Source organism: Iodobacter sp. CM08 (assembly GCF_033446605.1).
Classification (GTDB): domain Bacteria; phylum Pseudomonadota; class Gammaproteobacteria; order Burkholderiales; family Chitinibacteraceae; genus Iodobacter.
Genome location: NZ_JAWQUO010000027.1, coordinates 1 through 16,116, shown reverse-complemented (window position 1 = coordinate 16,116; position 16,116 = coordinate 1). Strand labels below are relative to the sequence as shown.

Sequence of the window (16,116 nt, the reverse complement as noted above, 5' to 3'; positions counted from 1 at the left end):
AGCACACAGGCGCTCTGCTCTTACACTGACAGAACAGTGCGCCTGTGCTTGCGACGAATGCATATTACTGCGCTGCAGCCGCCTTAATCCAGCAAATCCATATAGTCTCTTTGCCTAAAACCGGCCGTACTGATCCAAGGCATTTCTTTGGGCATGGGCTTGGCCTCTATCGTAACGCGGCTCCAGCTTCCACCATTTTCATGGCCCGTTTCTATCACTTTAGGCAGCTGCAATTTTTCTGACCACAGCACCATGGTGTACATCCCATTTTTACGGTTTTCCAGCCAAACTTCACCCGCTGGTGCAGGTGTGCTGCGTTTTTTCATTTGCTTAAGCTGCTGACGATCAATCATATAGACCGCATTATCCCAACTGCCATCAAAACCAATCTCCCTGAAATCAGTCGTTCCCATGGCAATAATTTGCTGCATTTTCATACGAACCAAATTTAACTTCACTTCGCCATTGGCTGTCCGCTCAATAGATTTGGCCGCCAAAGCAAAATTCATATCATGGTTATGCCCTTCATGCCCTTTTGCGCTGGGCTGCATGCCCTTATTCGCTTCTGCCTGCGCATTCTTTGGCACCAAACGCTCACTCCACACACGGTTGGCCGTACGTAACCATGTTTCTTGAAATTGCGTCGATTTGGTTACGCCTTCAGCGGTCACGACACGGGTTTCATATGTAACCAATGCCGCCATATCAGGCGCCGTAGCAGCCACACTGAAAGAGGTGGAAACCACCATCATCAAAGCAGTAACAAGGTATTTCATTTCACTATTTCCTTACAAAAAAACGGGCCGACAAGAGGTCGGCCCGTTTTATACCGCTATAAAATTAAAAACCAAATGCGTCTTTTACTAGACTGAAAACTTTGGTATTTACCATTGTTCCCTTAAATGTCTTAGAGCCCGCACCCGTAGCAAACAGCATCACATCGCCACCACCATGCGTTTCGCCACCATCACCCACGCGAATCCCACCTTCTTGCTGATAATCATCATGCAATACTTGTGATTTATCTGCATCGCCCTCAATCAGCATGGTACGAGTAGGCTTGCGGTTTGAGCTATTACCAAACACCAGTGTGGTGTAGTTATTACCGTCAGCGTCTTTTGCTTCTGTGCCATCACGATAATTTTTAACCGTGCCTAGGATATTGCTACCGCGCTTGCCATAGCCATTGATGGTTAAAGTGTGATCATGATCTGCCGTTACCACGATCAAGGTATTTTTTAGGCCCGGATCACGTTTTTGCATTTCATCAAGCGCTGTTTTAATCGCATCATCAAAAGCAATCGTATCGTCCATCACACGCTTAGCATTGTTGCCGTGCAGGGCATGATCAATACGGCCACCTTCAACCATCAGGAAAAAGCCTTCTGGTTTTTTAGCCAAGACTTCAATCGCCTTGGTGGTCATTTGGCTTAAGCTAGGCTGATCCTTCTTTTGCTTTACACGATCTAGCTCGTAATCCATATGGCTAGAAGTAAACAGGCCTAGCAATTTGGTAGCCTTAGACGCATCTAAAGCCGCCAGCTCAGTACCTGTACCTGCAAAGCTATAGCCATTGGTCTTCATTTCAGCAATCAGATCACGGCCATCAGTACGTGCGCCTTTTGCTGTGGTTGGCAAGAAGAACTTGCTACCGCCGCCCATCAACACATCCAGACCTGTACCTAGCTTGGCGTTATAACCTGCACCATTTGGCACTGCTTGCACCGCAATCGCATTTTCTGCATCGCGATGACAAACGTGGGCATAAGTGGTGGCTGGTGTAGCGTGGGTAACGCGGGTCGTTGTGATCGAACCAACCGCCTTACCTTTAGCTTTAGCAATTTCTAAAATGGTGTCTACTGCCTTGCCGTTATCGGCAGGGCATACACTGTCAGCCCCTTTCAGATAAGCATTACCGCTTTTATCAACTGCCTGAGTGTCTGGGCTCATCGAAATCACTTCGTTATTCATCTTTACGCCGGTCATATAAGCGGCCATCGATGGAGCGGAGTCAGTGGTCTGAGCGTCGTTAGAGTAAGTCTTGATACGGGCCGTACGGGCTGCGCCGTCCAGCTTCTCCATATTTAAAGCGCCTTCTTCTTTGTACTTATAAATACGCGCGGCGGTGACCGTTGCTGGGCCCATACCATCGCCCAAGAAGAAGATCACGTTTTTGGCTTCGCCCGCCGCTTGTGCACCTTGTGCAAAAGCCAGTAAGCAGGCGCTAGCAATTAAAGATTGTTTCAACATTTGTTTTATTCCTTGATCAACTTAGGCGATTTACAGGCCAACTGCGGAGCGAACCAGCTTAAATACATTGGTGTTATCCATCACACCGTAGAACTGATCGCTGCCCTTGCCGATTGCACCAAGAAACACATTGGTGCCACCGTGAGTTTCACTACCCGCCCCTACCCGAATGGCCGCTTCTTGATGGTAGGTATTCGCAAATACAGCGCCATCATCTAAGGCAGCAAAAGTTTTTCTATCGCCTTGAGCACGATTCTCACCATTACCAAAGCCAATAATGGTGTACGGCATACCATCTGCGTCCAAAGTAGCCTTAGTGCCTACCACATCTTTCACTAGCCCCAAGACGCCTGGATTTGTTGCGGTTGATTTGCCAGTACGCTTGGCATAGCCGTTCAATACCAAAGTATGGTCATGATCAGCTGTCACCACGATCAGGGTGTTTTTCAACTCTGGATCGGTCTTTTTCACTTCATCAATCGCCGCTTTAATGGCGTTATCAAATGCAACAGTGTCTTGCAAGGCTTTTTTCGCAGTGGTTTCGTGCAGGGCGTGATCGATACGGCCGCCTTCAACCATCAAGAACATCCCTTTTTCGCCTTTTTTCAGACCTTGAATCGCTTTTACGGTCATTTCTGCGAGGCTAGGCTCTTTATTAGCAGCATCTGCAGTGCGATCTAAGTCATAACTCATATGGCTGGACGAGAACAAACCAAACAACTTAGTTTTCGTAGGATCAGCAGCTTTCAACTCATCCTTATTGCTTACATAGGTGTAACCCAGCGTTTTCATCTCAGCCACTAAATCACGGCCATCAGTACGCTTGCCTTTTGCCGAAGTTGGCAAGAAGAACTGGCTACCACCACCCAAGACTATATCGACACCGCCACCCAGTGCAGTATTAAAACCCTTGCCGTTAGGAACCAACTGCGCAGCGATATCATTTTCTGCATCACGATGACAAACGTGTGCATAAGTCGTTGCTGGGGTTGCATGGGTTACGCGAGTTGTTGTAACAACGCCAGTTGCCAAGCCAGCGGCTTTAGCAATTTCAAGCAAAGTAGGAACAGACTTACCATTTGTTGTTGGGCAAAGACTGTCCGTGCCGTTTAGGTAAGCGTTACCCTTAGCATCTACAGCTTGTGTATCTGAGCTCATCGAGATGACTTCATTATTCATCTTCACGCCAGTCATATAGGCGGCCATCGATGGTGCAGAGTCAGTTACTTGCGCATCGTTGGAGTAAGTTTTGATGAATGCGGTTTCTGGCAGGGTGTCCATGGTTAGGTCACCATCTTCACCCACTGCGTAAATACGCGCAGCGGTCATCGTGGTCATGCCCATACCATCGCCAAGGAAGAAGATCACATTTTTAGGCGTGGTAGCTGTAGATGTAGCCACTGCAGAAGTGCCTACATCAGTATTATTCGTCGTGTTGCATGCAGATAAGGCGCTCGCCACCAGGCCAGCGATTAAAATACGTTTCATTTGTCTCTCCCTAAAGGAAGAGCGCAAGATAGAGCATCTTGTTTACATTTAAGTTACATATAAACGAATGTTTTATGACAATCGCAACTCTGTTTCAATAGCACACGCAAAAATAGAATAATAATCTAATTAAATATCCAATAATCCCAAAAACATAGCGCACACTAAATAATTAACAAGCATGTTTTTTACACCGTAGTGAGCATATCGCCGCAAAAAAAAAGCGAGCCGAAGCTCGCTTTTTCTTAAATCAAACCACCATCATCTTAATGATCGTGGCCGTGCTCGCCATGTACATGGCCGTGTTCTAGTTCTTCTTCACTTGGTTCACGCACTGCAGAAACAGTACCAACAAAGCGAATTACCATACCTGCGAAAGGATGGTTAGCATCTACAACAACGCGGTTACCTTCGATTTCGGTAACGCGGAACAACAATACTTCGCCAGTTTCAGGATCATCGGCTTCAAACATCATGCCGGCTTCAACTTCCATTGGGAATGAAGATTTTTCTTCTTCACGAACTAAATCTGCATCATGCTCACCGAAAGCATCGTCTGGCTGCATCGTTACATCGATGCTATCACCTACGTTTTTGCCTTCAAGTGCTTCTTCTACCAATGGCAAGACATTGTCGTAACCGCCGTGCAGATATTCAATCGGCTCTTCGGTTTTATCAATTTGCTTGCCAGTGGCATCAAACATTTCATAATGTAAAGTTACAACGGTATTTTTTGCAATTTGCATGGGTTCACCCTAGCTGTTTCACGAGTTTAAGAATTTCCGCCGCATGGCCCTTGGGGACAACGTGATAAAACGCATGGCGGATCACGCCGTCCTTATCGATTACAAACGTGGAACGGTCTATGCCGTATCTTACCACGCCATGGGCCTCCCACTCATGTAGAGCGTGATAGAGCCTGCTTACTTCGCCATCTGTATCGGCTAATAAATCAAATTCTATGCCCTGCTCGTCTTGAAATTGCTCGTGTGACAAGCAATCATCCATGCTCACCCCTAGGATAACTGTGTCATATTGCCGAAATGCTGCAGTGCGATCACTGAACTCTACCGCCTCGATAATTCCACCTGGCGTGTGATCTTTATTAAAAAAATACAGCACCACATGATGCTGGCCCCGTAAACCTGCCAATTGAACATCATCCATCTGCGCGTCAGACAAGATAAAATCAGGCGCTATATCTCCAACGTTCAGCATGTGTTCTCCATGCGATAATTGTTGTAATCCATTCTGTTATAGAGCAAAACCATGCAACTTTTAGGCGGACTCAGTCCAGAAGAATTTTTACAAGAATACTGGCAAAAAAAACCACTATTAATTCGTAATGCTTGGGATAAGTTCCCAGAGCTAATGGATTACGCCCGCTTAAGCGCGCTGGCGCAGCGTGATGATGTGGAATCTAGAATCATTGAATATAAAAATGAGCGCTGGAAAGCCGAATCAGGTCCGTTTCGCCCAGCCCGCCTAGCGCGCCTACCCGAAACCGATTGGACCATATTAGTTGGCAATGTGAATCACCTTGTGCCGCATATTGCCGAGCTGCTCTATCAGTTTAATTTTCTGCCTTACACCAGACTAGATGACCTAATGATTTCTTACGCACCACCAGGTGGCAGCGTAGGCCCGCATTATGACTCTTACGATGTATTCTTATTGCAAGTTGGTGGAAAGAAACGCTGGCAAATATCGAGCGATGACGCCAGTGGCTTTATTGAAGATGCCCCCATTCGGGTGCTTAAAGACTTTAACCCTGAGCAGGAATGGGTTTTAGAGCATGGCGATATGCTCTATCTGCCGCCCATGTACGCCCACCACGGTGTAGCTATAGAGCCAGGAATGACCTATTCCATCGGCTTTAGAGCACCTAAAACACAAGAGATAGCCGGAAAATTCTTAGAATTTTTGCAAGACGAGCTATGCCTAGATGGAATGTATAGCGATCCTGATCGTCAGCCAACCACCAAGCCAGCAGAAATAGATAACGAGTTTGTGGCCCAAATGGGGGAGATGCTTAAAAAGATCACTTGGAACGATGACACCGTGCGCCGCTTTGTTGGCAGCTACTTCACCGAGCCTAAACCACACGTTTTTTACGATCAGCCCGATGATCCAATAGATATCGAAGACTTTACCAGCGCCATTGCCAGTGGTGGGATTGCGATCGACACCAAAGCTTTAATGCTCTACGAATCCGATCGCGTGTATGCCAATGGTGAAGCGCTAGAGTTTGCACCAGAAGCCCTACCCTTTTTGCGCCAATTAGCCGATCAGCGCAAATTGCCCGCCGCCAATTACCCAGAAAGCCTGATTACTATCCTTTATGAATGCTACGAATATGGCTACCTGCAGCTTTCCTGAAGCACGTTTATTTGACCGCTACAGCGATTATCGCCTCGCTGTTGCGCAAATAATTGCTGCGGCACAGCACGAATTACTGCTGTGCGAGCACGATTTTTCACATTCTGACCTAGGCAGTAGGGCCATTTATGATGCTTTATGGACATTTTTTACCGCTAATCCCGCTGGTAATTTGCGTTTAATTGCGTTTAATCCCAATTATTTAAGCCAACATTGTCAGTATTTTTTACAATTGACAAACAAATTTAATCACTTAATTAAACTGCAATTAGCACACGAGTCTTGTCACAATTGGCATCAAGGGTTTATTTTGGCAGATCAATCCCATGCAATAAGGCGGCATCATTTTGCTTGGCCACGCGGTGAAATAACTAGCGATGCGGCACATGTTGCGATACTACAACAACAATTTAATGCCATTTGGGAACAATCCAGCCCATGTGGTGAATGGCAGCGCCTTTATCTATAGGTATTTAACATCTCGTTACATGGTGTTGCAGAATTCTTGCCTAATTAGCGGTATTCATAAGGTGTTGGACTGTTCTTTCAAATAAAACGTGATATTATTTGGGCCGTCGGTCGTCACTGAATGATTGCAGTTTTTCAGCATCGATCCACGGTCGATTGCACCAATTTATTTCGTTTGTCCCATTCGTCTCTGTCAAAGGTAAGTTCATAATGAAAAAGTCCCTGCTAGTTGCTGCTCTGATCGCTGTTGCTCTGTCCGCTTGCGGCAAGAAAGAAGAAGCTGCTGTTGAAGCATCTGCTGTTGTTGAAGCATCTGCTGTTGTTGAAGCTGCATCTGCTGTTGTTGAAGCAGCTCCAGTTGCTTCAGAAGCAGCTGCTTCAGAAGCTTCTGCTGCTAAGTAATTTGCAGGCAGTATTGCTTTAAAAAAGCCGACCGCAAGGTCGGCTTTTTATTTGCCAAAAACAATGAATGACATATAAATTGAATTGCCTTAGCTCACCTCAAGTTAAAAATATCGAATAAAATCAATACAAAATAACTATTTTTATTCTTTTATTAACATTCAATAAATTATTTTTCTTGCTGAGTTACTCTAAATTATTCCATACGGATTATCATACTCCGCTGGCCCATGCCCATAGCGCCTAAAGCCACGATTATAATAAACGAAACGCTCAACACCATCTCGCAAGCCCCCCCCTATTAGTCCTCCCCCCTCAATTAACTTACAGCGCCCTCTTCCATGAAATGGCCACAAAAGATCTGCTACACCAAGCCTGTAGACTCGGCACAATTGTGAATCAAACGCCAACAGACCCTGAGCCTAGATGATAAAATAAGCGGAATTAAAGCTGACGCAGATCTAAGCACAGCTATGTGCCGGCGTTTACCCAACTCACCGCGCGTATATGCAGCGAATCGCTCACTCCCCAAAGCACCACATTAAACGCCGGTGAAACACTCAATCGCACCCGCTACTGGTAACAACGCATCAAAAAGGAAGCCTAATGACTGAAGCACACATTAATGTTGACCCTTCCGAGATCGCCAAATTCTCTGCGCTTGCACATAAGTGGTGGGATATCGAAAGCGAATTCAAACCGCTACATGAAATCAACCCCTTGCGGATCGATTTTATGCAAAAGCATAGCGATCTAGCAGGCAAAAAAATTCTCGACGTTGGTTGTGGTGGTGGCATCTTAGCCGAAGGGCTAGCACGCCAAGGTGCCCAAGTAACTGGCATTGATTTAGCTGAAAAATCACTTAAAGTAGCCAAACTACATTTATTTGAATCCAAACTTGAAGTGGATTACCGCTGTATCCCTGTGGAACAGCTCGCCACAGAAGAGCCAGAAAGTTACGACATCGTCACCTGCATGGAAATGCTAGAACACGTACCCAGCCCCGCCAGCGTGGTTGCTGCCTGCGCCCGTCTTGTTAAGCCTGGCGGCTGGGTATTTTTCTCTACCCTAAACCGCAATGCTAAAAGCTATATGCTGGCCGTAGTTGGCGCAGAATACATATTAGGCATGCTGCCTCGCGGCACACACGATTACGCTAAATTTATTAAGCCATCTGAGCTGGCCCGCATGACACGCAATGCAGAGATCGAAACCGTATCGCTCAGCGGACTAAGCTATAACCCACTCACTAAAATCTATAAGCTCGATGATGATGCGGCAGTGAACTACCTGATCGCCACAAGGAAAGCCCCCTAAATCAAGACTATTCATTTAAACCTCACAAGGAAAACACGATGATTACCGCAGTCCTGTTCGATCTTGACGGCACGCTTGCTGATACCGCACCTGATATTTGCGCAGTGGCGCAACAGTCCAATATCATCCCAAGGAAATCAGCATGATTAGCGCAGTCCTATTCGATCTTGACGGCACGCTTGCTGATACCGCACCAGACCTAGGCGCAGCGCTCAACCGCTTGCTGGCCGAAGAAGGCCGTAAACCACAGCCTTACTCCGCTATCCGCCCATTAGCATCCCATGGCGCGCGCGGCCTGATCGAACTAGGCTTTGGCATCATCCCACAAGACGCCGAATTCACCGCCCTGCGCGAACGCTTTTTGGCACTGTACGAAGCCAGCCTCTGCGAAGAAACCGCGCTCTTTGAAGGCATAGCCCCCCTTCTCGAAAAAATATCCGCCCGCGGCCTGCAATGGGGCATTGTCACCAATAAACCTGCCCGCTATACCGATCCGCTTATCGCTCAACTGCCCTTCCCTAGTCGGCCAGGCGTAGTGGTTTCAGGGGACACCGTAGGCGTGGCTAAACCCGACGCAAAACCCATGTACTTTGCCGCCGCCCAACTTGGCGTAGACCCAGCCCATTGCATCTATGTAGGGGATGCCGAACGTGATATTGAAGCCGGCCGCAAAGTAGGCATGCGCACCGTGCTGGCCGACTACGGCTATATCAGCCACCACGATAAGCCACAAGAATGGGGAGCAGACCACCGCATCGGCCATCCACTTGAGCTACTGGCCCACCTACCCAACTAAAAAGTGCTGTAAATGTCAAAATAAATCGCCATCTACAAATACTGCTAAGGCCTTGTTAACTATCAACAAGGCCTTCTACTCCTTGGTGTAAAGCCAGCGCAACACGAAGCTAAGTCAGTAATACCAAGGCCCTAGCTTGTACAACAATAGGCTTACGCGTATAATCAGAGATCTTCATTGGGGCCGCCATGGTTTCGACGGGGGTTGCAAAGTGGATGAGGGCATACCGGGGTCTCAGATTCCCGTAAAACACTGAATTTATATAGTCGCAAACGACAATAACTACGCTCTAGCCGCTTAATCGCGCTAGACTCTGCACTACAGGGCCCATCGGGTAGGTCGCCTAAAAACGATACGCAGAGTCATTAAGATGGGATCGCTTTTGCTCGGGTTACTTGGGCAGAGGCTAAATCTAAGGTAACTCGTTCTCTCCAAGCCTGTCTGCCGGCGTGGTCGGGAATTAAAACCAAATGACATGACTAAGTATGTAGAACTCACTATAGAGTGCTTCCGGACGCGGGTTCGACTCCCGCCGGCTCCACCAGTATAAAGCAATGAAATCAGCCACTTAGAGAAATCTAAGTGGCTTTTTTTATGCCTAAAAAGGCCCTTTTAAGCCCAACAATAGCAACATTAATCACAACATTCCTTACAGAATATAGGCAGTCAGCCCTCAAACCCCATGAAAAAGAACAGCAAACACTCGAGCCAACCGACAGGGACACACAAAGGGTAAACCTTATAATTTCCAATTTTGTGCATAATTACACAATACATTTTTTGCAAGGCTAGATCAGTAAGCATAAAGCTTCGTGTAATATAGAAATCCCCTGTAAGCCCTTGGTTTCTCATGCCACTTGATCTACTTGCCTCTTTCGCCGCTGCTTTTAATCAAGATCAGCGCCTTATCTCTCTTCAACTAGGCGACGGAGCAGCATGGGGCCAGCAGTTATTGCCCCAGCGAGTAACAGGTAATGAGGGGATCAACCAAGCTTATCGCTATCAGATTGACTGTCTCTCCCCCGATGGTAATTTAGAACTCAAATCACTATTGGGCTTGCCGGTGGTATTGGCGATAGAAAACGCCAATGGTGATGCGATTGAGCGTTGCGGGGTGGTTAGTCAGGTAAAGCTTTTAGGTTCTGACGGAGGCTTTGCAAAATACGCACTGACGGTAGAGCCGCCTTTTGCCCTGCTTAGATATCGCCACACTTCACGCGTTTTTCAGGATTTATCTCCCGTCGATATTGTGAAACAGGTACTGGCCGAACATCAAGCCAAAAATCCTGTGTTTGCCTCAGTGCAGACGCTGGATTTCAAACTATCGGGCGAATACCCGCCCCGCTCTTATTGCCTGCAATACCGTGAGAACGATTACGCCTTTTTATGCCGCCTAATGAAAGAATGCGGCCTATCGTGGCGTTTTGAACATTTGGCAGGAGATTCCCCGCAAGTACAGCTCGTGGTTTTTGATGATGTTTTCTCCATCCCCGAAGCTTTAGAGCCCATCGCCCGCTTTCATCGTGCTGATGCCAGCGAAAAAAGTGACTCTCTTACCCAATGGCACAGCCAGCGGCAAATCGGCAGCAGTTCGGTGTCCTTGGCTAGCTTTGATTACAAAGCCAGCAGTACCAGCCACAGTTCCAACGAAAGCGCGATTGATCAAGGCGAAGGCGGGCAACAAATCCAATCAAGCTTGGAATATTACGACCCGCAAACGCATTACTACGCCAGCGATTTAGATCAGTTCAACAACGATGCAAAGCTGCGCCAAGATGCTTTAGACGGGCAAAAGAAATCGTTTACTGGCTCTGGTACTTTACGCAGCTTGCAAGCGGGACAATGGTTCCGCTTAGAAGATCACCCCGCGCATGAGTGGGATAGCGCAGAGCAACGCGAATTTGCCATCACTGAGCTTAAATTCACTGCAAACAATAATTTGCCAGCAGATTTAACCCAGCAACTTGGCTTAGTTGCACCTAGCCTGCTTGCCACGTCAGCCAAAGATAACGCACCTTATCAAGCTGACTTTACCGCCCAAAGACGCGGCCAGCCTGTGCTTAGCCATCTGGGTGGGCAAGAATTTACCAAGCCCACTAGCCTAGGCGTGCAAACCGCCACCGTGGTTGGGCCTGCTGATACAGAAGTCCACACCGACGAATATGGCCGCATAAAAATTCAGCTCCATTGGCAGCGTGCCGCTGAGCATCCCGAGTTTGGCGCTAATCTGGACGATAAATCATCTTGCTGGATACGTGTCGCCTATCCATCAGCAGGCGCGGCTTGGGGGCATCAGTTCATCCCTCGCATCGGCCAAGAAGTGCTGGTCGATTTTATTGAAGGCGATATCGACCGCCCAATTGTGACGGGTGTTGCCTATAACAGCAGTCATCCAGTGCCCGCGTTCAGTGGCGCTGGTGCTTTACCCGCCAATAAAACGCTATCAGGCATCAAAACCAAAGAGCATGAAGGCGGCCAATACGGCGAACTGCTGTTTGATGATACCAAGGGCGAAGTCCGAACCAAGCTATCTAGCGAGCACGGTAAAACCCAACTGAACCTTGGTTATCTGATCCACCCGCGCACTGATGGAAAAGGCGAGCCACGCGGCGAAGGCTTTGAGCTACGCAGCGACAAACAAGGTGCGATTCGCGCCAGCGGCTTGCTGATCAGTACCGAAGCCAAGAATGGTGCCTCGGGCAAGCAGCTAGACCACAACCCAGCCCAAAGCCAGCTTGAATCAGCTTTAGCGTTGGCCCAAAGTCTAGGCGAAACGGCCACCAACCAACTCGCTGATACTATCGAAACCGGCGAAGGCGATAAAACCGTCAAGCCAGACAACAGCGCAGACGGCAAAGCCACCACCGGCCACTTGCACCACCACGTGCACGCAAGCAAAAGCTTTGAAGCGGGCAGCAACACGGATAAAGACAGCAAGAGCAAATCCCAAGGTCAGGCAGGCCAACAAAAAATCATCCTGCTACACGGCGAGGACGGCGTAGCCATTACCTCCCCACAAAGCCAGACCATCAGCGCAGGCACAAACTTAGACCTTATCGCCCAAAGAGACAGTAACCAAACTTCTGGCCGCCGTTGGATTCATAACGTGGGCCAACATATCAGTCTGTTTGTAGCTGGGGTAAAAGACAAAGTTGCACTTAAGCTCATTGCTGCCAAGGGCAAAATCCAGATGCAAGCACAAAGCGACGATATTGAAATCACCGCTGATAGAAATGTAAAAATCACTGCCTGCAAAGAAAAAATAGAAATTGCTGCTAGTGATGAAGTGCTCTTCACTGCGGGCGGTGGCTATATCCGCTTAAAAGGCGGCAATATCGAGATCCATTGCCCAGGGGAAGTGAGCATTAAGGGAGGGAATCATGAGTTGAGTGGGCCTGCTAGTTTAAAACCAGCACTGCCAAATATGCCTAAGAGTAAATTCACTCCGCCTAATTCATTCCCATTCTCCGAATAATAAATACTGGCAAACATCGATGATTATTAGTCCTCCTTTACTTAAAACAGCTCAAGGTAATCAATCCGACGAGGATTGGTTGAAAGGGCTAATGCCCTTTGGATCCAGAGGTAATTACCCAATTAGTAGTTTGTTGGCTTGGCATGGCGGTCAACATATTGAACACACCGATACGGGGCCAAGAGGTGAGCCTGTACGTGCAATTGCAGATGGTAAAGTGATGTTTGCCCGTAAGCCTTCACCTTTAACGGGTGAAAATGCAAAGCCTGATCTTGCGATTAATGGTGGCAGTAGTGATGGTTGCGTAATTATTAAACACAGCACGGAAATTGGTGAAGGCCCTGACGGGCAAGTGGAGTATTACTCCATCTATATGCATCTTAAGCAGGTGTTTGTTCAAAAGAATCAACCCGTATATCGTAAAGCTGAATTAGGCTCCGTCGGCCAGTGCAATGGCAACAATGCCATGCACATGGAAATAATTTGTGACGATGCTAATTTAAAAAAATTAGTGGGTCGTGAAGAAGGAAATCTAGATTTAAGTAAAGATGGCCGTATGGATGCTGTTTATGGAGATATGCATTTTTATCTTCCTGCGGGAGCGACATTTTACGCGACACAACCTAGTGCAAATTCACAAACAGGGGCTGGTACTCCAGCCTATACCTCTACGACACCACTATTTATCTCAATGCGCTTTGAAAAAGGCGATTGTAAAATGTCAACGCGGCAAGAAAATTCAGAAATTTTGGGTGAGTATATCTGCATTGGCAATGAAATAATTGAGACCGATTACGAATACAATTTATATAAAGCTGCGACAACACTAGCCAATCGTAATGAGATAGCGCCGAGTTCTATGTATGAATTACTTCATTTTGGTCGAGTCATTAATATTGATAATGAAACAGCGATTCCTGCTGGAGCAGTACCACATTGGCGAAAGGTTAACTATCCAGACGGGCAAGGCTGGGTTAATTTAAATGCAGTATCAATTAAAAAATATAGCGATGCAGATTTCCCTCACTGGATGGGCTGGAATTTAATTGCTGATGATGCAACACCAGATAGCCAATGTAATTCGCCGACTTTATTAGCATGGTTGGATAGTGACGGTGATAAAAAATATACAAGCCGTGAGTTGCAACAAGCATTAAGCCAAGAGCAGATGTTAAAAAAACTATCGCGTACGATCTGCAAATTTCCTACAGAATGGGAAGTTGCAACGCTAAATACAAGATATGAATGGATTAAAACGGAAAGTGATTTGTTGGAAATACCTTTAGATCCAGAACAGTATGAAAACTTTATAAAATTAACAACTGCTTTATGTTTTTGGGCAGAGGCAGGTTTAGGTATTGCAGCTGACCATTGGCACTTTCATCCCAAAGAATTTATCGGGCACTTTACAAAATGCGGGTGGTTAGCAGAAAGGGAAATATTGCGTTGTATCCCGTTAACTTATCAATCGAACAGAGGTAACCGCAATACACCCATTATAAGAAATAATATTACTACTGCGGTCGCTAAAACACGCATTACAGAAAGAAATTACGTGGTTTTTATGAAAATAAACAGAAAATATGGGCTGAGAAAAGTACGTTTAGCTCATTTCTTGGCTCAAGTATACCAAGAAACTGGTGTTTTAAAGTGGGCTCAAGAATTAGCAAGCGGTTCAGAGTATGAAAATAGGGAAGACTTAGGCAATACTATGGCTGGTGATGGGATTAAGTTTAAGGGGAGAGGGTTAATTCAACTTACTGGTCGTGCCAATTATGCTAAATATAGTGATTACAAAGGCTTGCTCGCGAACGATAGATATACAGTAGAACCAAGAAATGTACTTATTTCAGATAGCCCATATGAGTCCGCAGAGACGGCAGGTTTATACTGGATTAGTAGAAACGTCAGAAACTCAGGTATAAATATTTCTCGAGTAGCTGATTTGGGGGTTGAGGAAGCTCATGTGCGCTCCGTTACAAAGAATGTTAATGGTGCTGAAGATGCTTTATGGACAGGGCTTGTTGCGAGACGGTCACACCTACAAGTTACAAAGCATGTTCTTTTAGATGGCGTTGATATTTTGAACATTGAAAAGGTTAGGGATGATGTATAGAGTGTATTTTGTAATGAAAATTATTTTTTCATCTTTTCTAATTTTATTATTTCCTATAAAAGCTCAAGCAAGCTATTTTTTATGTTTATCTGAGGAAAGTAATAAATATTATTTACAGTTCAATTTTCCAATTGAAAATTCAAACATTGCAAATATTCAATACAAAGACTCTCTTGATAAAATTCAGATTAAACGTGTATCTGAAATAGTTATACCTTCAAAAGGTGAGAGACTCAGCACCGTAAAAAGCAAGTGGATTGAGATCAATAAAAAAAATACAGACAGCTATATATTAATAACACAAGGAGCAACAGTTGATAAATTTGTACATATCATCTTAGCAAAAAAAGAAAAGGTCATTTATTACGACACCCCATCAGCATATGCTGAGAGTGGCTGTGACTGGTCAAGTATTTAATGTTTTTTTAACTAGGCTACGGCCCTTCTTATAATACTACTAATAACAACTGGAATAGAATAACTGGGGTCAGAGTACAGTTATCAGAGTTAAATCAGTTTTTTTTCTCTAAAAGCATTAACCATCTTAGGATTTAATTTTTTCCTGACCCCAGTTATCCGTAGGCCATTATGATGAAAATATCCATGCTCTTAGTTTTGTTTGCTTTTAGTGCAAAAGAGGCATTTTCTAGTGATGTAAAAAAAATAAATTATTGCGACATTGTTTGGTTGTCAGTTGTTAGTCCTATTGATTCAAATGCAATAAGAAAAAATTCAAACAATCTTAAAAGACTTAATATGCCCACATGGGGCAAGGAGGCAGATCTAAGCTCCGCTAAAATAAAAAAAAATCTTGCTGCATGCGATAGGGCTATTCCAATAAATAGGACTGATAACAAGAAAAAATCTGAAGCATTTGTTGACCTTAAAAGCTCTATTCCTGAATTTCTTTTAAAGAAAATAAATGACAATAACCTAACATCATCAGACCTAGTTGATGATGGAGTGCCCGTCGAAGGTCTTAATATCGAGTTCAAAAAAAATAAGAAAGGAATTTATTATGCCATTGACAAAAAAATTTCTGACTCTATAAACAATAAAGAATTTTCATTCTATTCTTTATCAGGAAATCCTCCTTATATTCGTTACTCTGTAAATTATAATCCAAAAAACAATACGGATATTGATTTTATAAAATCAGTCAGTCTATTGTTTTCCACAATGGAGACAAACTGGGATTGAGTGGAGAAAATTGTGAAAATCTATATGGTCAGGTCTTACATTTGACATGAAGCAATCAATTCAATCTACTTTGCAAACCACTGTACATGTTATCTGATGTGAAATGTAAGGTAGAGTAGAGAGCAGGTTTTCACCTACCCTCCCTCATCAAACCGTGCATGCGATTTTCCCGCACACGGCTTTCCGATGTTCTTCACATCAAGCATGCGCTAATTTCCAACCTGC

The 16,116-nt window shown here is 45.4% G+C and carries 14 protein-coding genes and 1 other RNA gene; 10 read left to right on the top strand and 5 right to left on the bottom strand.

The genetic code is table 11. The features are described from left to right. Window positions 1-83: 83 nt before the first annotated feature. The 5 genes from R6242_RS15370 to R6242_RS15350 all read right to left on the bottom strand — a co-directional run bounded on the left by R6242_RS15370 (window position 84) and on the right by R6242_RS15350 (window position 4,956). On the bottom strand, window positions 84-776 hold the full coding sequence (locus R6242_RS15370; RefSeq protein ID WP_318428385.1) for a hypothetical protein: 693 nt from the start codon (window positions 774-776) through the stop codon (window positions 84-86). 64 nt (window positions 777-840) lie between these two features. Further along, window positions 841-2,250: an alkaline phosphatase gene (locus R6242_RS15365; protein WP_293932966.1), complete on the bottom strand. Its 1,410-nt coding sequence runs from the start codon at window positions 2,248-2,250 to the stop codon at window positions 841-843. A 30-nt stretch (window positions 2,251-2,280) separates the two neighbouring features. Beyond that, the gene (locus R6242_RS15360; protein ID WP_318428381.1) at window positions 2,281-3,738 is read right to left on the bottom strand and encodes an alkaline phosphatase; all 1,458 of its coding nucleotides are present in this window, start codon (window positions 3,736-3,738) and stop codon (window positions 2,281-2,283) included. A gap of 266 nt (window positions 3,739-4,004) precedes the next feature. Beyond that, window positions 4,005-4,484, bottom strand: coding sequence for an FKBP-type peptidyl-prolyl cis-trans isomerase (locus R6242_RS15355; RefSeq protein WP_293932964.1), 480 nt, complete (start codon window positions 4,482-4,484; stop codon window positions 4,005-4,007). A gap of 4 nt (window positions 4,485-4,488) precedes the next feature. Further along, window positions 4,489-4,956, bottom strand: coding sequence for a peroxiredoxin (locus R6242_RS15350; protein WP_293932963.1), 468 nt, complete (start codon window positions 4,954-4,956; stop codon window positions 4,489-4,491). Window positions 4,957-5,007: 51 nt separating this feature from the next. Here R6242_RS15350 and R6242_RS15345 point away from each other — a divergent pair, with 51 nt between their 5' ends. From R6242_RS15345 to R6242_RS15300, 10 genes are all read left to right on the top strand, one after another. Continuing rightward, a complete protein-coding gene (locus tag R6242_RS15345) occupies window positions 5,008-6,117 on the top strand; it encodes a cupin domain-containing protein (protein WP_318428376.1) in 1,110 nt (369 codons plus the stop codon). Continuing rightward, window positions 6,095-6,586, top strand: a complete 492-nt coding sequence (locus R6242_RS15340) for a hypothetical protein (RefSeq protein WP_318428373.1) — start codon at window positions 6,095-6,097, stop codon at window positions 6,584-6,586. Before R6242_RS15345 ends, R6242_RS15340 begins: the two co-directional genes overlap by 23 nt. Window positions 6,587-6,795: 209 nt before the next feature. Next, window positions 6,796-6,987, top strand: a complete 192-nt coding sequence (locus R6242_RS15335; protein ID WP_318428371.1) for a hypothetical protein — start codon at window positions 6,796-6,798, stop codon at window positions 6,985-6,987. 606 nt (window positions 6,988-7,593) lie between these two features. Next, a complete protein-coding gene (gene ubiG, locus R6242_RS15330; protein WP_318428368.1) occupies window positions 7,594-8,304 on the top strand; it encodes a bifunctional 2-polyprenyl-6-hydroxyphenol methylase/3-demethylubiquinol 3-O-methyltransferase UbiG in 711 nt (236 codons plus the stop codon). 142 nt (window positions 8,305-8,446) lie between these two features. Then, a complete protein-coding gene (locus R6242_RS15325) occupies window positions 8,447-9,100 on the top strand; it encodes an HAD-IA family hydrolase (RefSeq protein ID WP_318428366.1) in 654 nt (217 codons plus the stop codon). Between the two features lie 179 nt (window positions 9,101-9,279). Beyond that, window positions 9,280-9,644: a transfer-messenger RNA gene (ssrA, locus tag R6242_RS15320) on the top strand. Between the two features lie 306 nt (window positions 9,645-9,950). Next, window positions 9,951-12,575 (top strand): type VI secretion system Vgr family protein, encoded by a 2,625-nt coding sequence (locus tag R6242_RS15315; protein WP_318428364.1) that lies wholly within the window; start codon window positions 9,951-9,953, stop codon window positions 12,573-12,575. A gap of 19 nt (window positions 12,576-12,594) precedes the next feature. Further along, complete coding sequence (locus tag R6242_RS15310; RefSeq protein WP_318428362.1) at window positions 12,595-14,691, top strand: peptidoglycan DD-metalloendopeptidase family protein; 2,097 nt, start codon at window positions 12,595-12,597, stop codon at window positions 14,689-14,691. A gap of 13 nt (window positions 14,692-14,704) precedes the next feature. Beyond that, window positions 14,705-15,109 carry a hypothetical protein gene (locus tag R6242_RS15305; protein ID WP_318428359.1) on the top strand — a complete coding sequence of 135 codons (405 nt, stop codon included), beginning with the start codon at window positions 14,705-14,707 and terminating at the stop codon, window positions 15,107-15,109. 185 nt (window positions 15,110-15,294) lie between these two features. Next, window positions 15,295-15,891: a hypothetical protein gene (locus tag R6242_RS15300; RefSeq protein WP_318428357.1), complete on the top strand. Its 597-nt coding sequence runs from the start codon at window positions 15,295-15,297 to the stop codon at window positions 15,889-15,891. Window positions 15,892-16,116: the final 225 nt, after the last annotated feature.